The sequence below is a fragment of the Rhodococcus oxybenzonivorans genome, assembly GCF_003130705.1.
In the GTDB taxonomy this organism is placed as follows: domain Bacteria; phylum Actinomycetota; class Actinomycetes; order Mycobacteriales; family Mycobacteriaceae; genus Rhodococcus_F; species Rhodococcus_F oxybenzonivorans.
This window is the reverse complement of sequence record NZ_CP021354.1, coordinates 2874393-2891131: the sequence shown is the minus strand read 5'-3', so window position 1 is coordinate 2891131 and position 16739 is coordinate 2874393. Positions and strand designations below refer to the sequence as shown.

Below are 16739 nucleotides of genomic sequence, written 5' to 3'. Positions count from 1 at the left end.
GCAGCACATCGACACCGGGTCTCACTCGATGCGTCCGGACCGAAGTTCGGTCACCGCGATCTGGGCGGCGCGGCCGATCGCCTGATCCACCATGGGCAGAAGGGGATCCGCCCGCGCCGCCCGGGTGAACACGGCCACGGCCACCGGGATCTCGCCCGGGAAGGTGACCACGGCCGCCTCGTTGCGGATCGCCCCGATGGTGCCGGTCTTCCCCGCCACCGTGACGTCGGCATAGGGAAACCCCGAGCGGATTCGGTGTTGCCACACCTGCGCGGCCATCACCTGCCGGATGAACTCGCCCTGCACCGGCGACACCGCCCGGTCCGTCCAGATCGCGTCGAGCAGCGCCGTCATCTCACGCGGGGTGGTGGCACTCGCGTACGAGGGGTCGTAGGCCGACACCGTCCACGCATCGTCGTTGTCGGCGAGCGCGGCGAACGCTTCCGCAGTGGTGTGCGCGTGGGAGTCGATCACCAGTTTCCGATGCGCGTCCGCCGTCCCGCCCACGATGCGGGTCCGCGTCAGACACAGGTCGGTGAGCACCCTGTCGACGGCGTCGAGACCGACTCCGCCGAGAATCAGATCAGCCGCGGCGTTGTCGGAGACGGTCATCATCGACAGCGCGAGATCCCGCCAGCTCATCACCACGGGATCGCGGAACATCGACACCCCGGTCGGCCCCGGCGTGCAGTCCGCCGGGTTGACACGCACCGTCGACGTCGGCGACAGCGTGCCCGCGTCGAAGGCGCGGCAGAGGGCGACCAGCAGCGGCAGTTTGTACACCGACGCGGTGACAACCAGGTCGTCACCGTCGACGGTGACGGCCGGAACGCCGTCATCGGTCGGGCCGACCCGGCGCGCGTGGAGCCAGCCGACGCACCCGGCGTCGGCGAAGACGTCACGGATCCGTTTCTCGGGTGACGAAGTCATCGCCCGCCCTTCAACAGCACCCGGTCCAGTGCGCCTGCGGAGACGGAGACGTCGCTGCCCGACCGCCAGACGATGCGCACGCGCAAGGCCAGGTCGTGGCGGACCAGGTCGAGCCAGGCCACCCCCGGCATGTCCGTCGGCGAAGTCGTGGTCACCCCGAAACAGCCACCGGCCGCCACGTGGGCGAGCACCTCCCGTGGTCCCGGCGCGACGACGACGTCCGGGTCGAGGCCGCGGGCCCGCCACAGGTCGACGAACAGATCGTGCGCCGGTGGGTTGTCCGAGCGTGGGCCGGTCGACAGCGTCAACCCCCGCAACATTCGGACCTGCGGCTGTCGGGCGGTCGCTGCGGGGTGATCGTCCGGAACCACCACCCAGCGCCGGATCTTCAGCACAGGCCCACTGCCGAGCCCGGTGAGCAGCGCGGGATGTTCGATTACCGCCACGTCGAGACTGCCGCTGCGGACCTCTTCCACCAAGTCGGTCGTTGCCGCTGTCCGCGTCATCACCCTCGTCCGATGGGCTCGGTCCGCGTCGCGGAGGACACGAACGCACCGCACCACGACATCGTCGCCCAGCGCGGGCGTCACACCCCATCGCACCACCGCGTCGCTTCCGACGGCGAGGCGGCGCGCCTCGTCCTCGAACCGGGCGGCATCGTTGACGAGCAGCCGCGCCCGCGGCAACAGGTGCCGTCCCGCCTCCGTCAGCCCGACACCGCGCGCGCTGCGGGAAACGAGTTCGGTGCCGAGTCGCTGTTCGAGCCGCCGAAGTCCCTGCGACAGCGGCGGCTGTGTCATCCCCAACCGGGTTGCGGCGTTTCCGAAGTGACCCTCTTCCGCAACGGCGACAAAGAAACTGAGATGGCGGAGAAGATCCATGCCCACCATTGAACCAGCGGCGAACAACGCGGCGGGTGCGTCCACGAAAAAGGTCCTGTGCGGGCGGGTGCCACGCTGCGGTGATATCGAAGACGACTCGGTGCGGCGGCGTTCACGTCTTTGCGTTCGCGCCCCATCAGGCCGAGATTGTGTGCATGACCCGACCCCGATCTCCTCGCCACGTCTACACCCTCGCGCTCGCACTGCCTCTGCTGCTCGCCGCCTGCACGGACGCCGCGGAATCCGTTCCACCCGCCACGTCGGCACCGGCCGTCGCGTCGGCGGTCTCATCGGCGCAGGCAGCTTTCCTCGACTCACGCATCGCTGAGCTGGAGGCGCGGCACTCGACCCGCATCGGTGTCACGGCAGTCGATCCCACCACCGGGGCCGTGTACCGGCATCGCGGCGCCGAAAGGTTCGCCCTGTGCTCGACGTTCAAGACGTACGCCGCCGCAGAGGTTCTCCGCCGTACGAGTGAAGGCACCTCGTCACTCGACAAGGCGGTTCCCGTCGAAGCCTCTGCTCTGGTGGAGAATTCACCGGTCACCGCGGCGGCAGTGGGCACCTCGATGACGCTGGCGGAGCTCGCCGAAGCGGCCCTCACCCGCAGCGACAACACCGCCGGAAACCTACTGTTGACGGAAATCGGGGGTCCGCAAGCCATCACCTCACTCGCTCGCAGCATCGGTGACGACACCACCCGACTCGACCGCTGGGAGACCGAACTGAACACCGCCCTCCGCGGCGATCCCCGCGACACGTCCACGACCGACGGCCTCGCCGAGGGCTACCGGGCACTGCTCCTCGGCGACGAGCTCGAGCCCACCCACCGACGGCAGTTGCTCGACTGGCTACGCGCGAGCACCACCTCCGACACGCGTATCCGGGCAGGGTTGCCGCCGGGGTGGTCCGCCGCCGACAAGACCGGAACCGGACGATTCGGAACCGCCAACGACGCCGGCGTGGTGTGGGATCGGGAGGGCAACCCCCTCCTGCTCGTCATCCTGACCGACAGTTCGACCAACCAGGAAGCAGCTCAACCGAACAGCGACGCCATTGCCGAGACCACAACGGCGGTCATCGGAGCGCTCGACGCCCCGTGAAGTGCGCGGATCGCCGCAAGATGTCATGGGCACGGGCGAGCTGAGGTCGGTGACCGCCATGGGTGGCGCGACTGCCGTCGGCGCCGAGACGGTCGATGATCGTCTCGGCCCAGACCACCTCGTCCGCACCCGGGGCCAACGCCGAATTGATCACCGGGACCTGCTCTCTCGACAAGGTCAGCTTGCCCGTCATACCCATGTCGAGAGCAAGCAGGGCATCGGACCGCGTCACCTCGGCGTCGAGCACGAGTGTCGGCCCGTCGACGGGCGCACCGATGCCCGCGGCGCGACTGGCGTTGACCAGCCGTGACCGCGCATACGCAAGCGCCATCGGGCTGCGGCCCGCGCCGATGTCGCGGCAGTAGTCGCCGATCCCGAATGCCAGCCGCACCACCGGCGTAGTGCGGGCGATCTCGTCGGCGGCCACCACCGCGGCGGCCGATTCGATCAGGGCAACCACCGGCACACCGGGAAGTGCCACGGCGGTGGCACGAATCTGTTCGGGCGACTCCGTTTTCGACAACATCACCCCCTGCAGGCCCCTCGACCCCCGGATCGACTCGAGGTCACGCTGCCACTGGTCGGTGGTCGCGTCATTGAGACGTACCCAGCCGCGCTGACCGTCGAGCCAGCCGGCAACGCAGGCACGTCCGTCGTCCTTTGCGGCCGAAGGCAGCCCGTCCTCCAGGTCGACGACGAGGCAGTCGGTTCCGGACTGTGCTGCGGCGGTAATTGTTTCGGAATCGACTGCGGGAACCAGGAACCAGCTGCGGGCCATCAGGGCATCGGCCGACGAGGTCCGGACCATGTCGATACTCATGTCGCTCTACGCTCTGCCATGCTCGACAGTCTGCTGAAGACCGGCACCCGGACACACTCGCCGAAGTGGAGTGTGCCCGGCACACAAAGCTGCCGCTTCGTCAGGTGTGCCGACCCGACTCGTCACGGATCAGATGTCGAAAGCCCAGTTGACCGGATTGAACACCACGCGATACCACACGTCCGCCGCGGAATCGAAGGTGCAGGGGATGATGATGTAACCGGTGGTCTGCTCGAGCGCTGCTGCCTTGTTGCAGAAGTACTCGCCACCTTCACCGGACGTCTCGGCGCGGTAGACGGGCCCGACATGCCAGGGGTCGGCCCCGGCCGTGCCTGCCCCGACGGTGGATCCGAGAACGAGAGGTGCGGCCAGGAGGCCGACGAGTGCTGCGGTTCGCCGAACGGACTTCTTCTGCACGAAAGCTCCTTCACATGGCGGGGACACGACAATTCTGTGCCGTTAGGTCGTTCACCGCAGAACTATCGTTACCATCGCTTCACGACAGCGGTCCCGGATTTCCTGCGCACTCCCCCGCCGATCAGGCATCGTGGTGGTCATGCACGATTTCCGGTTCTCCTTCAACATCCTCGATGTCGGTTCCCGCGACGCGCTGATCGATCGCTGTCGCCGCAGCGCGGAACTGGGCTACGACGTCGTGCTCGCCGCCGACCATCTCGGCGCACCGGCACCGTTTCCGCTGCTGGTGGCCATCGCCGACGCCACCCCGCAGCGGGTCGGCACCCTGGTGCTCAATGCGCCGTTCTGGAACGCGGCCCTCCTCGCGCGGGAGATCGCGACCACCGACGTCCTCACCGACGGCCGGCTCGAGATCGGTCTCGGCGCGGGGCACATGAAGTGGGAGTTCGACGCCGCCGACATCGAGTGGAAACCGTTCGGTGGGCGGGTCGAACAGTTGGCGACCACGGTCGACGAACTCCACACGTTCTTCACCACCGATTTCGACGAACTCCCCAAGGAACGGGACGCACCCCGACCACTCCAGCGGTCGGGCTTCGAAGGGTCGGGACCGCCCCTGCTGATCGGCGGCACAGGTGATCGTGTGCTGCGCATCGCTGCGGCACACGCGGACACCGTCGGGGTGGCGGGCACATTCCAGATTCCCGGTAAGCCACCGGGTACGTTCCGGCTCGCCACAGCCGAAGAAACCGACGAACGAATCCGATTCGTGCGCAAACACGCCGGAAATCGGGCGGACGGCATCGAATGGCACCTGCTCGTGCAGATGGTCGTCGAGACAGACGACCGAGAGTCCGCGGCGCAGCGCATCGCCGAACGGATGGCCGGAAGCATGACAGCCGACGCCGTGCTCGATACGCCGTACCTGCTGTTGGGAACCGTAGACGAGATGGCCGAACAACTCGCGCGGCACCGCGAACGGTACGGCTTCTCGTACATCACCGTTCACGACCCCTACATGGAGGCATTCGCGCCCGTCATCGACGCTCTCCGCAAGCGTGGGTGACCCGGACGGTCACCGTCCGGACCACCGCTCACCGCTACGGCGTGGTGATGTATTCCTGAATGGCCTGCTGTGCCCTGGGATTTCCGTTACCGATACCCACGATGGCGCCCGTAATGGCACCGATGGGGGTCCCGATCATGCAACCGGCGAGGCTACCGGGGAACATCGACACACACCCCACCCCGAGACCGATCAGGGCGCCGATCGCCGTCCCCGCCGCTCCGCCGTTGGCCCAGCCGACGCCGAGCTCGTTGAGCATGTTCTCGAGGGCTTTCTGCTTGTCGACCTCGTGCCGGAAGGGAACAACCTGAGCGGGCACGATACCGCTCGGCTCCACCGGATCGGCGTGCGCCGTACCCGCTCCCATGGTCAACGCTCCCGCAACGAGAGCCGACGCTACTGTCTTCTTCACCAAGTTCATCGTGATCCCACCCTGCTGACGAAGGAAAAACCGTCCCGACTCTAACCCGGTGTGATGGGCGCGGGAGGCGAAAATGGGCCCGAAGTATCCGATCCCGAAACGGGCCCGTGGGTCACCCCGCCAACCGTAGGCTGGGGTGTTCGGGCACTTCCGTGCCCCGAGAGGTGGTGGCGATGTCCGTCAAACCGAGTCTGGCTGCGTTGTCCTGCGTAGCCCTGGCAGTGCTTCTTCCCTCCCCTGCGCAGGCCACTCCGTCGTCGGGCGTGACGGCGCAGGTCCTGTTCGAAACCACCGTGCCCGCCATGACCGGTTCCGCGGAGACCGGTGCCACCGACCTCACCCTGCGCCGCATCGAGATCGCACCCGGCGGCACCACGGGGTGGCACTACCACGACGGTCCTGTCTACGCGTTCGTCGAATCAGGGGTGCTCACAAGAACTCTGGACGACTGCACCACAGTGGTGACCGCTGCCGGGCAGGCGATCACCGAGAACTTCGGCAGCGACCACGTGCACATCGGTTCCAATTTCGGGCAGGTTCCACTGGTTCTGCTGGCGTTCTACACCGAACCCGAGGGCAAACCCCTGTCGGAGGACGCGCCCGCCGTCACGTGCTGACGCTGTGCCGGGACCTACCGGTCCGAGCGGATCCAGTCGAGTGCGCCCGCAACGTCGCCGACGATCGCGGCGGCGGAGGGTAACGGTGGGCGGTCGATCATCACCACGGGAAGCCCGAGTTCGCGCGCCGCGTGCAGTTTCGCGGCGGTCTGCTCACCACCGCTGTTCTTGGTGACGAGTACGTCGATGCGGTGCTCCCGCATGAGGTCGATCTCTGCCGGCACGGTGAACGGCCCGCGGGCGAGAAGCAGAATCGAGCGCGCCGGACGGTCGACTTCCGGTGGATCGATCGCGCGCACGAGGAACCACAGTGCACGCAGGTCGGCGAATGCCCCGACACCCTGCCGTCCCACGGTGAGGAAGATGCGCGCTCCGAGCCCGGGAAGAAGTGTGGCGGCCGCGGAGAGGTCCGGGACGCGGCGCCAGTCGTCGCCCGGGACGGGTGACCATTGGGGCCGTCGCAGCACGACCAGGGGAATTCTGCAGCGCCGGGCCGCCTCGGCCGCGTTCTCGGTGATGCGTGCGGCGAACGGGTGGGTGGCATCGACGATCGCGTCGACTGGGTTGCCCCGCAACCAGTCCGCGAGGCCGTCCTCTCCACCGAATCCGCCGATCCGGACGTCGCCGGCCGGGATCCGCGGATCCCGAACCCGGCCGGCGAGGGAGGACACGGTGTCGATCGACGGATCATCCGCCAACGCCGCTGCCAGCGACCTCGCCTCCCCGGTACCTCCGAGGATCAGTATCCGCCGCACGGTCAGTGGGTGGTGCGCTCGCGGGCGGCCGAATACAGGTAGCTGTCCGGAAAGCCCTCGGCAGCAAGGACTTTGCCGACGATCACAACAGCCGTCTTCGTGACGCCGGCAGCTTTCACCTGGTCCGCGATGGTGGCGAGGGTGCCGCGCAACACGATCTCGTCGGGTCGGGACGCGAAGGCGACGACGGCGGCCGGGCAGTCGCGACCGTAGTTCTCGGTCAGTTCCAGGGCGATCTGATCGATCCGGTGCGCCCCGAGATGCACCACGAGGGTGGCGCGACTGCGACCCAGCGACCGCAGATCCTCTCCCTCCGGCATGGCGGTGGACAACGTGGACACCCGGGTCAGCACGATCGACTGGGACACGCCGGGCACCGTCAGTTCCCGCCCGAGCGACGCTGCCGCAGCGGTGAACGCCGGAACTCCGGGCACCATGGTGTACGCGACGCCCGCGGCGTCGAGCCTGCGCGCCTGCTCGGCGACCGCACTGAAGATCGACGGATCCCCCGAATGCAGCCGCGCCACATCCTGACCGGCGGCGTCGGCCTCGATCAGCAGGGCGACGATCTCGTCGAGACTCAGGCGGGCCGTGTCGATCACCCGTGCGCCGTCGGGGCATTCGGCGAGCAACTCTCGGGGAACGAGACTTCCCGCGTAAAGGCACACGGGGCTGGCCGCGATGATGCGCTGCGCCCGCACGGTGACGAGATCGGCCGCTCCCGGACCGGCCCCGATGAAGTAGACCGTCATGCTGAATCACCTTTCGCCTGCTTCGTCACCGACCATTGCGCGACCGGCAATTGTGGACGCCAGGCAGTGAATCCGCCGAGCGGTTGGCCGCGATACACCTGGAACTTGCGAAGCTGCCCGCCGTGCACGGAGAACCACCGCAGCAGCAGCGCCTCCGATTCCGCCGTCACTGCGTTGGCCACCAATCGGCCGCCGTCACGGAGCCGGGACCAGCACCCGTCGAGAACACCGTCCTCGGTGAGGCCGCCACCGACGAAAATGGCGTCCGGCACACGTCCCTCCTGTTCCCGCACGTCACCGAACGCCGCGGGCGCGGCACCGTGGACGGTGAGGGCGGGCACCCCGAGTGCGGTTGCGTTCGCCTCGATCTGGGCGACGCGCGTGGGATCACGCTCGAACGCGACGGCCCGGCACCGGGGATGACTGCGCATCCATTCGATCGCGATCGTGCCCGACCCGCCGCCCACATCCCAGAGGACCTCTCCCGGAGCCGGCGCCAGGGCGCACAGCGTCAGTGCCCGGATCTCGTGCTTGGTCATCTGACCGTCACCCGAGTACGCCGCATCGGCAAGGCCGGGAAGCCTGGTCAGCCGTGGGCTGTCCGCGCTCGCGCGGCACGCCACGGCGATCACGTTCAGCCGGGCCCCGGCGGCGTGGTTCCACATCGACGCCGTCCCGTCGACCCGGGATTCCCCGGGCCCGCCCAGCTCCCCCAGCACAGTGAGGTGCGAGTCGCCGAACCCGTGACCTCGCAGCAGCGCGGCCACCGCGGCCGGGGTGTGTTCGTCGCGGCTGAGCACCAGAATGCGCGCCTGATCGTGCAGGGCGGGCAACAATGTCTCCGGCGGCCGGTTCACCAGGCTCACCACAGGAGTGTCGTGCGCCGGCCAGCCCAACCGGGCGCAGGCCAGCGTCGCCGAAGACGGATGGCTGACGACGCGCACCCGTTCCGGACCCAGCAGCTCGACCAGTGTCACCCCGATGCCGTGGAACATCGGGTCGCCGCTCGCCAGCACGCACACCTTCCGGCCGGCATGAGCGTCCAACAGACCACCGAGCGCCGGCACCAGCGGCGACGGCCATGCAACCCGCAGCGCAGGAGATTCGGGGATCAGCGCGAGTTGCCTGCTCGAGCCCATCAGCACATCGGCTTCCCGGATCTCCCGTTGCCCGCGCGGAGACAGCCCGTCCCAGCCGTCCGCGCCGATACCCACCACGGCGACGACATCACTCATCGCGGCATCCGGCGCCAGAGTGCCTGCGGCAGCAGCCGCAGAACGAAGAACACCGGGCGCAGCCGTCCCGGCACCCACACCCGGGCCGACCCCCGGCGCAGTCCGCGGACCACAGCGTCCGCGACCTGCCCGGGCGTACTCGACATCGGTGCCGCGGACATCCCCTCCGTCATCCGTCCGACGACGAAACCCGGCCGGACCAGCATGAGGGACACCCCGCTGCCGTGGAGGGCGTCCCCGAGTCCGGAGGCGAATCCGTCGAGCCCGGCCTTCGCGGACCCGTACACGTAGTTGGCCCGCCGTACCCGCACTCCGGCGACGGACGAGAACACCACCAGGCGTCCCGACCCCTGGGCGCGGAGCAGGGTGGCCAGATGAGTCAGCACACTGATCTGTGCGACGTAATCGGTGTGCACCACCGCCACGGCGTGTCGTGCGTCCCGCTCGGCGCGCGCCTGATCGCCCAGAATGCCGAACGCGAGGATCGCCACCGCCACCGGGCCGTACGCGGTCACGACGGACCGGAGAAGTCCCTCGTGGCCGCCGAGGTCGTCGGCATCGAATTCCACGCACTCCACGGCCGACGCACCGGCGTCGAGCAACGCTTGCCGTTCGGCGGCGAGGTCGCCGCTTCGGCGCGCCGCCAGGACCATCGTGCGGCCGGGCGCCAGCCGGGTCGCGATCTCGAGACCGATCTCGCTGCGCCCGCCCAGCAGGAGTACCGCCCCGTCGTCCGCATGCTGCCGGCTGTTCCTCTTCGATCCCACGCTCACCGGTCCAGTGTCCTGGATTACCGTCGGGTCATGGACCGCACCCCCCAGGCACCGATTCGCCTCACCGATTCAGCTCTCACCTTCCTCGGTGAATATCACCTCGGTACCCTCACCACACTGCGCAAGAACGGCACCCCCCATGTGGTGGCCGTCGGCTTCACCTGGGATCAGGAGCACGGCATCGCACGGGTGATCACCAACGGTTCGTCCCAGAAGGCGCTCAACGCCGACCGTGGCGGGTACGCCGCGGTGAGCCAGGTCGACGGCCCGCGGTGGATGACCCTCGAGGGGCCGTCCCGGGTGCTCACCGACCCGCAGGCGGTGGCGGATGCGGTCGCACGGTACGCGGCCCGCTACCGGCAGCCGCGCGAGAATCCGACCCGGGTGGTCGTCGAGATCGCGGTCAGCCGCGTGCTCGGTTCCGCTTCGCTGCGCGGCCACTGAACCGCAGTTTCCACGGCACCAGCGCCGACTCCATCTGCACACCCAGGCTCATCTTCGACACACCATCGGTGCGCTCCTCGAAACGGATGGGCACCTCGGCGATGCGCATGCCGCGCTGCACGGTCCGGTAGTTCATCTCGACCTGGAAGGCGTAGCCGTTGCTCTGCACCCCATGAACGTCGATCGCCCGCAGAGTGTCGGCGTGCCAGGCCTTGAACCCGGCGGTGGCATCCTTCACCCGCAGCCGCAGAATCGCGTTGACGTAGAAATTGGCCCACGCCGACAGAGCCTTACGATGCCAGGGCCAGTCGCTGGCAACCGCACCGCCGGCCACGTAACGAGAACCGAGCACCACCGCGGCATCCGTCTGCGTCAGTGCCTCGACCATGCGCGGAATCGCCTCGGCGGGGTGCGACAGGTCGGCGTCCATCTGAATGACGATGTCGGCGCCCTCGTCGAGCGCCCGTGTCATCCCGGCCACGTAGGCGCGCCCGAGCCCGTCTTTGACGGTGCGGTGCAGGACACCCACCGGGATGGGCGCGTCGATCGCGAGCTTCTCGGCGACGTCGCCGGTACCGTCCGGCGAGTTGTCGTCGACCACGAGCACGTGCATGTTCGCGATCTGCAACGCGTCGAGAAATTCGACGAGCTTGGGCAGGTTGTCGCGTTCGTTGTACGTCGGTACGACGACGGTTACCTTCGGGGCGACGCTCTCCATGACACCTTCGGTTGATCTGTGATCCCGACCCGCCGCCGACGGGCGGCGGCGAGTGCGGTCGCGAACAAAGGGTAGATGTTACTACCCGTGGCGGCAGGCCCTGCCGCACGTCCGATCGGCCGAGCCGGATCAGCCGGGAAGAATGGTCAACCCGTGCGGCCGGGTGTTGAGGGATTCACAGCCGTCGGCGGTGACGACGACGATGTCCTCGATGCGAGCCCCCCACTGCCCGGGGAAGTAGATTCCCGGTTCCACACTGAACGCCATCCCCTCCGTCAGCTCGATCGCGTTGCCGGACACGATGTACGGCTCCTCGTGTACGGAAAGACCGATGCCATGACCGGTGCGGTGGACGAAGGCGTCGGCCAGGCCCTCCGCCGCCAGCAGGTCCCGCGCGACCGCATCGACGGCCTCCGCCGCCACCCCGGGACGAACGAGGTCGACGGCCGCCGCCTGCGCCGCCTCGAGGACGGCCACCCGGGCCGCCACCGCCGGATCCGGTTCGCCCATGCAGTAGGTGCGGGTGGAGTCGGAGTTGTACCCCGGGTCCACGGGGCCGCCGATGTCGATGACCACCACGTCGCCCGATTCGATTACCCGGTCCGACACCTCGTGATGAGGATCGGCGCCGTGCGGGCCCGATCCGACGATCACGAAGGCGGCTTCCGTGTGCCCCTCGTCGAGTATGGCGGCGGTGATGTCCGCGGCGACCTCGGCTTCGGTGCGGCCGACCGTCAAGAACTCGCCCATCCGCGCATGCACCCGGTCGATCGCCCGACCTGCCCGGCGAAGGGCATCGATCTCGGCCTCGTCCTTGACCATCCGCAACTCGCGCAGCACCCCGGTTGCGAGAACAGGCAGCGCGCCGAGCTCCTGGGCGAGGGGCAGCAGATGCAATGCCGGCATGGCGTCGGTGACGGCGGTTCGCGCCGGCGCCGGAAGCACTCCGGCGACCAGGGCATACGGGTCGACCCCGTCGACCCAGTCGAGCACCCTCACGCCGAGTTCGGACGCCGCCGACTCGGTGAGCGATGCCAATTCGAGGCGCGGCACGACCACCGAGGCGGTCTCACCGTTCGCCGGAATCACCAGGCAGGTGAGCCTTTCGAACGATTCGGCGCGGGAACCGAGCAGATACCGCAGATCGGGGCCGGGTGTGATGAGCAGGCCGTCGAGTCCGGACTCGCGGGCGAGCGCGCCGGCCCGGGCAATCCGGTCGGCGTAACTGGCTGCGGGGAAGCGGGACGTGGACGCTCCGAGTGAACTCATGCGCTCAGGTTAGTGCCGTTTGGCAGTATGTGAGCCATGAGTAAGCCCCTGCTTCTCCTCGACGGTGCCAGCCTGTGGTTTCGCGCCTACTACGCGCTGCCCGATTCCATCACGTCCCCGGACGGCCGACCGGTCAACGCCGTACGCGGATTCACCGACATGATGGCCGCGCTGATCACCACCCACCGGCCCTCCCGGCTCGCCGTGTGCCTCGACCTCGACTGGCGGCCAGCGTTCCGGGTGGCCGCAGTGCCCACTTACAAGGCGCACCGGGTCGCCGAGGAGAGCGATGGGGCGGAGGAAGAGGTGCCCGACACCCTGTCCCCTCAAGTGCCGATGATCCTCGACGTCCTCGCCGCCGCCGGGATCGCAACGGCCGGTGCCGAAGGTCTCGAGGCGGACGACGTGCTCGGCACGCTCGCCGCCACCGAGACCCGCGACCCGACCATCGTGGTCAGCGGAGACCGCGACCTCCTGCAGGTGGTGGCCGACGAACCGGTGCCGGTCCGCGTCCTGTACGTGGTGCGCGGCCTGGCGAAGGCCGAACTTCTGGGTCCGGCGGAGGTGGCCGCCAAATACGGTGTACCGGCGGACCGGGCCGGCGACGCCTACGCCGAACTCGCCCTGCTGCGCGGCGACTCCTCGGACGGGTTGCCCGGGGTGAAGGGCATCGGCGAGAAGACCGCATCGAGCCTGATCATGCAGTACGGATCGCTCGCGAATCTGCGGGCCGCCGCACTCGATCCGGAATCGGACATGGCGAAGGGGGCGCGCGCGAAATTCGCTGCGGCAGCGGACTATCTCGACGCCGCCCTGCCGGTGGTACGGGTGGTACGCGACGCCGACGTCGTGTTGTCCCGTGAAGACACGTTGCCCGCCGAACCGGTCGATGCGGACCGGCTCGGCGGACTGGCGGAAGAACTCGGAATCGGCAGTTCCGTTGCCCGCCTCACGGCGGCGATGCAGTCGGTGGCCGCCGCGCAGGTCCCGTAGGGGCCGACCGCGGCGGATTACCGGATCTAACTGGGACGGCTGACCTCGTAGGTGCCCTTGTCGTCGGTGAAGGTCAGGGTGACTCGCTTCTTCTCACCATCGACGGTGAGCGTGCACTCGAAGCTGTTGCCCTCCTTCACTTCCTGGTCAGCCGGGCAGGACACGCCGGACACGTTCTCGGCACCGTACGATTCGGTGACGATGCGCTCGACACCCTCCTCGGCGGCCTTCTGGTCGAGGGTGTCGGTGCCGAACACGGTGAACGCGAGGGCCAGTGCCACGCCCACGACCACCAGCAGCGCCACCACACCGCCGATGATCCACGGCACCTTCGACTTGCCGGACGACGCCGGCGGCTGACCCCACTGCTGCTGTCCGGGAGCCTGTCCCCACTGCTGAGGTTGCCCGGGCTGCTGACCCCACTGGGGCTGGCCGGGCTGTTGACCCCACTGCTGCTGACCCGGTTGACCGAGCTGGCCGGGTTGCGGCTGTTGACCCCACTGCGGTTGGCCGGGCTGCTGCGGTTGCTGACCCCACTGCGGTTGCCCCGGCTGGCCCCCGGGTGCCGGTTGTCCCCACGGCTGGGCAGGTGGTTGCTGACCGTACTGGGGCGACCCGTACTGGCCGCCGGTCTGGTCAGGGTTACCCTGACCCGGGCCCCACTGTCCGTTCGGGTCGTTCGGTCCGTAAGGGCCGCTCATCGTCGCCTCCCGCTCACGTGTCACTTGTCGTCATACCGTAGCGCCCCGCACCCGCATTCGGGTCGTCGGACGGCGTGCGAATCGAACCACACAGTCGCCGGGTCACGCTGCATCCACCGCGACGACACCACGACGGATCGCGGACACCGCCCGGCCTGCCGCCCTGCTCACCCCGGGGTCCGGCGACGTCGAGCGGACCTGCTCGAGCAGATCGATCACCTGTCGGCACCAGCGGACGAAGTCACCCGCCGACAGAGCACGCCCCTGATCGCCGGCGGCGATCAACGCGTCGACCAACGAATTCTCGCTCGCCCATTGGAAAATGGCCGAGGCGAACCCCAAGTCGGGTTCACGCGTCGGCGGCAGTTTGAACCGGATCTCCTCGGCCCGCAGATCCCGCCACACCCGCACCGTCTCGTCGAGCGCGTACCGCAACGCCCCGGGGCCACCCTGTTCGATGGTGTCGCCTTCGCGCCGCGATTCGAAGACGACGGACGAGACGACAGCGGCGAGCTCGGCGGGACCCAGCCCCTTCCACACGCCCTGGCGCAGGCACTCGGCGACGAGAAGGTCACTCTCCGAATAGATTCGGCTCAGTCGGGCGCCGTCCTCGGTGGCCTCCGGATGCTCACCCGCAGTGACATACCCACGTTCGGTCAGCAGCGCCAGGATGCGATCGAAGGTGCGGGCCAACGAGTTGGTCGTGGCGGCCACCTTCTGCCGCATGGTCTCGGTCTCGCGGGCCAGCCGGTTGTACCGATCACCGATCCGGCTCAACTGTTCACGGTCGGGCCAGGAGTGGCAGGGATGCTGACGGATCGCCCGCCGCAGCCGCGCGATCTCCGCGTCGTCGGCGGCGCCCGCCTTCTTCTTCTTGCGGCGTCCCGGCACGACAATGCCGGTGCTGCGCAACGCCGAAGCCAGATCGCGGCGAACCCGGGCGGTGTGATGGTCGACTCGGCGAGGCATCCGCATCGAGCCCAGCGACCGCGCGGGCTCGGGGAAGTCGCCGGCCGACACCCGGCCCGCCCACTTCCCTTCCGTCAGGATCAGCGGCTTCGGATCGGTCGGGTCCCTGTCTGGTTCCAGGACGACGGCCAGACCTGAATGCCTGCCCACCGGAATCGCGATCACGTCACCGCGCCGCAACGAGGTGAGGGACTCGACGGCGGCGTCGCGGCGCTCGCTGCGGCCCTGTCGCTCGAGAGCCCGCTCTCTGCTGCTCAGTTCTTCCCGCAGCCGCGCGTATTCGAAGTACTCGCCGTCTTCGCCGCCGAGCCGCTCCCGCAGGGTGGCCATCGCCGCCTCGTTGCGCTCGATACCCCGCGTCAGCCCGACCACGGAACGGTCGGCCTGGAACTGAGCGAACGACCTCTCCAACAGGGCCCGCGATTCCGGAGCACCCATCCGGTCGATCAGGTTGATCGTCATGTTGTAGCCGGGACGGAACGAACTGCGTAGCGGGAAGGTACGGGTGGAGGCCAGACCCGCGACGTCCACCGGCTCCACCCCGGGCTGCCACAACACCACCGCGTGCCCCTCGACGTCGATGCCGCGGCGACCGGCGCGGCCGGTGAGCTGGGTGTACTCCCCCGGCGTCAATTCGGCGTGCGCTTCGCCGTTGTACTTCACGAGCCGTTCCAGGACCACCGTGCGGGCGGGCATGTTGATGCCGAGCGCCAATGTCTCCGTGGCGAAAACCGCGCGGACCAGACCTTTGACGAACAACTCCTCGACGGTCTGACGGAACGCGGGCAGCATACCGGCGTGGTGCGCGGCGAGCCCCCGCTCGAGCGCCTTCCGCCACTCCCAGTAGCCGAGCACTTCGAGATCCGCCTTCGGTAGGTCACCGGTGTGGGCGTCGATGATCGTGCGGATCTCGGCTACCTGCTCGGCACTCGTCAGGTCGAGCCGCGACCGCAGGCATTGCGCCAGGGCGGCGTCGCAGCCGGCCCTGCTGAAGATGAAAGTGATGGCCGGGAGCAGTCCCTCGTCGTCGAGGCGGGCAATGACCTCCGGACGCGGCAGCGGGCGGAAGTCGCTCGGCACCCCACCTCGACCTCCTCGCCGCCCACGTTCACGCGACTCCCAAGGGTCGACCCGCTCGAGTGCCTGCCGCTGTTTGACGTGCCGGACCAGGTCCTGGTCGACCACCAGGTCGCGGTTGCCGTCCGTGGTGCGGGCCCGGGTGTCGAAGAGGTCGAACAGTCGACGGCCGACCATGATGTGCTGCCACAGCGGGATCGGGCGGGTTTCGTCGACGACCACGGTGGTATCGCCCCGGACGGTTTCCATCCAGGCACCGAATTCCTCGGCGTTGCTGACCGTCGCCGACAGGCTGACCAGCCGCACGTCCTCGGACAGGTGTAGGATCACCTCTTCCCACACGGCGCCGCGGAACCGATCCGCCAAAAAGTGCACTTCGTCCATCACCACATGGGACAGACCGCGCAACGCCGGCGAATCGGCGTACAGCATGTTGCGCAGGACCTCGGTGGTCATCACCACCACGGGGGCGTCGGAGTTGATGCTCGAATCGCCGGTCAGCAAACCCACCGAATTCTTGCCGTACCTGCGCACCAACTCGGCGTACTTCTGGTTGCTCAGCGCCTTGATCGGCGTGGTGTAGAAGCATTTGCGCCCCGACGCGAGGGCCAGATGCACGGCGAACTCACCGACCACCGTCTTGCCTGCACCGGTCGGTGCGCACACGAGGACACCGTGCCCGGCCTCGAGCGCGCGGCAAGCATTGATCTGGAAGGGATCGAGGACGAAACCGAGCAGCGCCGAGAACACGTCGAGCTCGGTGCCGCCGGTTGCCTCGCCTGTTGTTACAGCCACCCC

At 68.5% G+C, this 16739-nt stretch carries 18 protein-coding genes; 5 read left to right on the top strand and 13 right to left on the bottom strand.

Annotated elements, in window-relative coordinates; all coding sequences use genetic code 11:
• Window positions 1-21 precede the first annotated feature (21 nt).
• Window positions 22-930: a serine hydrolase gene (locus CBI38_RS13780; RefSeq protein ID WP_109329605.1), complete on the bottom strand. Its 909-nt coding sequence runs from the start codon at window positions 928-930 to the stop codon at window positions 22-24.
• Window positions 927-1820: a LysR family transcriptional regulator gene (locus CBI38_RS13775; RefSeq protein WP_109335071.1), complete on the bottom strand. Its 894-nt coding sequence runs from the start codon at window positions 1818-1820 to the stop codon at window positions 927-929. The genes CBI38_RS13780 and CBI38_RS13775 overlap by 4 nt, the downstream gene beginning before the upstream one ends.
• A 146-nt stretch (window positions 1821-1966) precedes the next feature.
• On the opposite strand from CBI38_RS13775, the gene bla reads away from it, so the two are divergent.
• Window positions 1967-2914 carry a class A beta-lactamase gene (gene bla / locus CBI38_RS13770; protein ID WP_109335070.1) on the top strand — a complete coding sequence of 316 codons (948 nt, stop codon included), beginning with the start codon at window positions 1967-1969 and terminating at the stop codon, window positions 2912-2914.
• Here the strand turns inward: bla and CBI38_RS13765 are convergent.
• Together CBI38_RS13765 and CBI38_RS13760 are read right to left on the bottom strand one after the other, a co-directional pair.
• On the bottom strand, window positions 2889-3734 hold the full coding sequence (locus CBI38_RS13765; RefSeq protein ID WP_109329603.1) for an HpcH/HpaI aldolase/citrate lyase family protein: 846 nt from the start codon (window positions 3732-3734) through the stop codon (window positions 2889-2891). The two genes, bla and CBI38_RS13765, sit on opposite strands and share 26 nt — an antisense overlap.
• 129 nt (window positions 3735-3863) lie before the next feature.
• Window positions 3864-4151: a hypothetical protein gene (locus CBI38_RS13760; protein WP_109329601.1), complete on the bottom strand. Its 288-nt coding sequence runs from the start codon at window positions 4149-4151 to the stop codon at window positions 3864-3866.
• 139 nt (window positions 4152-4290) lie between these two features.
• On the opposite strand from CBI38_RS13760, the gene CBI38_RS13755 reads away from it, so the two are divergent.
• On the top strand, window positions 4291-5217 hold the full coding sequence (locus CBI38_RS13755) for an LLM class F420-dependent oxidoreductase (RefSeq protein ID WP_109335069.1): 927 nt from the start codon (window positions 4291-4293) through the stop codon (window positions 5215-5217).
• 34 nt (window positions 5218-5251) lie between these two features.
• Here the strand turns inward: CBI38_RS13755 and CBI38_RS13750 are convergent, their stop codons facing one another.
• The gene (locus CBI38_RS13750) at window positions 5252-5638 is read right to left on the bottom strand and encodes a hypothetical protein (protein WP_109329599.1); all 387 of its coding nucleotides are present in this window, start codon (window positions 5636-5638) and stop codon (window positions 5252-5254) included.
• A 173-nt stretch (window positions 5639-5811) separates the two neighbouring features.
• Here CBI38_RS13750 and CBI38_RS13745 point away from each other — a divergent pair, with 173 nt between their 5' ends.
• Window positions 5812-6255, top strand: a complete 444-nt coding sequence (locus CBI38_RS13745; RefSeq protein ID WP_109335068.1) for a cupin domain-containing protein — start codon at window positions 5812-5814, stop codon at window positions 6253-6255.
• Between the two features lie 14 nt (window positions 6256-6269).
• Here CBI38_RS13745 and CBI38_RS13740 read toward each other — a convergent pair whose 3' ends face one another.
• The 4 genes from CBI38_RS13740 to CBI38_RS13725 are packed head-to-tail and all read right to left on the bottom strand — an operon-like array spanning window position 6270 to window position 9770.
• Entirely contained in the window at window positions 6270-7010 is a 741-nt protein-coding gene (locus CBI38_RS13740; protein ID WP_109329597.1) for a cobalt-precorrin-6A reductase, read from the bottom strand.
• Window positions 7011-7012: 2 nt separating this feature from the next.
• Entirely contained in the window at window positions 7013-7762 is a 750-nt protein-coding gene (gene cobM / locus CBI38_RS13735; protein ID WP_109329595.1) for a precorrin-4 C(11)-methyltransferase, read from the bottom strand.
• Entirely contained in the window at window positions 7759-8997 is a 1239-nt protein-coding gene (cbiE, locus tag CBI38_RS13730; RefSeq protein ID WP_109329593.1) for a precorrin-6y C5,15-methyltransferase (decarboxylating) subunit CbiE, read from the bottom strand. Before cbiE ends, cobM begins: the two co-directional genes overlap by 4 nt.
• The gene (locus CBI38_RS13725) at window positions 8994-9770 is read right to left on the bottom strand and encodes an SDR family NAD(P)-dependent oxidoreductase (protein WP_109329591.1); all 777 of its coding nucleotides are present in this window, start codon (window positions 9768-9770) and stop codon (window positions 8994-8996) included. The genes cbiE and CBI38_RS13725 overlap by 4 nt, the downstream gene beginning before the upstream one ends.
• Before the next feature lie 30 nt (window positions 9771-9800).
• On the opposite strand from CBI38_RS13725, the gene CBI38_RS13720 reads away from it, so the two are divergent.
• Window positions 9801-10214, top strand: a complete 414-nt coding sequence (locus tag CBI38_RS13720; protein ID WP_109329589.1) for a TIGR03618 family F420-dependent PPOX class oxidoreductase — start codon at window positions 9801-9803, stop codon at window positions 10212-10214.
• On the opposite strand, the gene CBI38_RS13715 is transcribed toward CBI38_RS13720, so the two are convergent.
• Both CBI38_RS13715 and CBI38_RS13710 read right to left on the bottom strand, forming a co-directional pair.
• Window positions 10174-10932, bottom strand: coding sequence for a polyprenol monophosphomannose synthase (locus CBI38_RS13715; RefSeq protein WP_109329587.1), 759 nt, complete (start codon window positions 10930-10932; stop codon window positions 10174-10176). The two genes, CBI38_RS13720 and CBI38_RS13715, sit on opposite strands and share 41 nt — an antisense overlap.
• 129 nt (window positions 10933-11061) lie before the next feature.
• Entirely contained in the window at window positions 11062-12201 is a 1140-nt protein-coding gene (locus CBI38_RS13710; protein ID WP_109329585.1) for a M24 family metallopeptidase, read from the bottom strand.
• Between the two features lie 36 nt (window positions 12202-12237).
• Here CBI38_RS13710 and CBI38_RS13705 point away from each other — a divergent pair, with 36 nt between their 5' ends.
• A complete protein-coding gene (locus tag CBI38_RS13705; RefSeq protein ID WP_109329583.1) occupies window positions 12238-13194 on the top strand; it encodes a 5'-3' exonuclease in 957 nt (318 codons plus the stop codon).
• Between the two features lie 26 nt (window positions 13195-13220).
• Here CBI38_RS13705 and CBI38_RS13700 read toward each other — a convergent pair whose 3' ends face one another.
• Together CBI38_RS13700 and CBI38_RS13695 are read right to left on the bottom strand one after the other, a co-directional pair.
• A complete protein-coding gene (locus CBI38_RS13700; protein ID WP_109335067.1) occupies window positions 13221-13895 on the bottom strand; it encodes a DUF4333 domain-containing protein in 675 nt (224 codons plus the stop codon).
• 102 nt (window positions 13896-13997) lie between these two features.
• Window positions 13998-16736 (bottom strand): DEAD/DEAH box helicase, encoded by a 2739-nt coding sequence (locus CBI38_RS13695; protein ID WP_109329581.1) that lies wholly within the window; start codon window positions 16734-16736, stop codon window positions 13998-14000.
• Between the last annotated feature and the right edge of the window lie 3 nt (window positions 16737-16739).

Bases quoted from the DNA above. Each gene is read 5' to 3' on its own strand.
- CBI38_RS13780 (WP_109329605.1), bottom strand. From the start codon at position 930: ATGACTTCGTCACCCGAGAAACGGATCCGTGACGTCTTCGCCGACGCC.
- CBI38_RS13775 (WP_109335071.1), bottom strand. From the start codon at position 1,820: ATGGTGGGCATGGATCTTCTCCGCCATCTCAGTTTCTTTGTCGCCGTT.
- bla (WP_109335070.1), top strand. From the start codon at position 1,967: ATGACCCGACCCCGATCTCCTCGCCACGTCTACACCCTCGCGCTCGCA.
- CBI38_RS13765 (WP_109329603.1), bottom strand. From the start codon at position 3,734: ATGAGTATCGACATGGTCCGGACCTCGTCGGCCGATGCCCTGATGGCC.
- CBI38_RS13755 (WP_109335069.1), top strand. From the start codon at position 4,291: ATGCACGATTTCCGGTTCTCCTTCAACATCCTCGATGTCGGTTCCCGC.
- CBI38_RS13750 (WP_109329599.1), bottom strand. From the start codon at position 5,638: ATGAACTTGGTGAAGAAGACAGTAGCGTCGGCTCTCGTTGCGGGAGCG.
- CBI38_RS13745 (WP_109335068.1), top strand. From the start codon at position 5,812: ATGTCCGTCAAACCGAGTCTGGCTGCGTTGTCCTGCGTAGCCCTGGCA.
- cobM (WP_109329595.1), bottom strand. From the start codon at position 7,762: ATGACGGTCTACTTCATCGGGGCCGGTCCGGGAGCGGCCGATCTCGTC.
- cbiE (WP_109329593.1), bottom strand. From the start codon at position 8,997: ATGAGTGATGTCGTCGCCGTGGTGGGTATCGGCGCGGACGGCTGGGAC.
- CBI38_RS13720 (WP_109329589.1), top strand. From the start codon at position 9,801: ATGGACCGCACCCCCCAGGCACCGATTCGCCTCACCGATTCAGCTCTC.
- CBI38_RS13715 (WP_109329587.1), bottom strand. From the start codon at position 10,932: ATGGAGAGCGTCGCCCCGAAGGTAACCGTCGTCGTACCGACGTACAAC.
- CBI38_RS13710 (WP_109329585.1), bottom strand. From the start codon at position 12,201: ATGAGTTCACTCGGAGCGTCCACGTCCCGCTTCCCCGCAGCCAGTTAC.
- CBI38_RS13705 (WP_109329583.1), top strand. From the start codon at position 12,238: ATGAGTAAGCCCCTGCTTCTCCTCGACGGTGCCAGCCTGTGGTTTCGC.
- CBI38_RS13700 (WP_109335067.1), bottom strand. From the start codon at position 13,895: ATGAGCGGCCCTTACGGACCGAACGACCCGAACGGACAGTGGGGCCCG.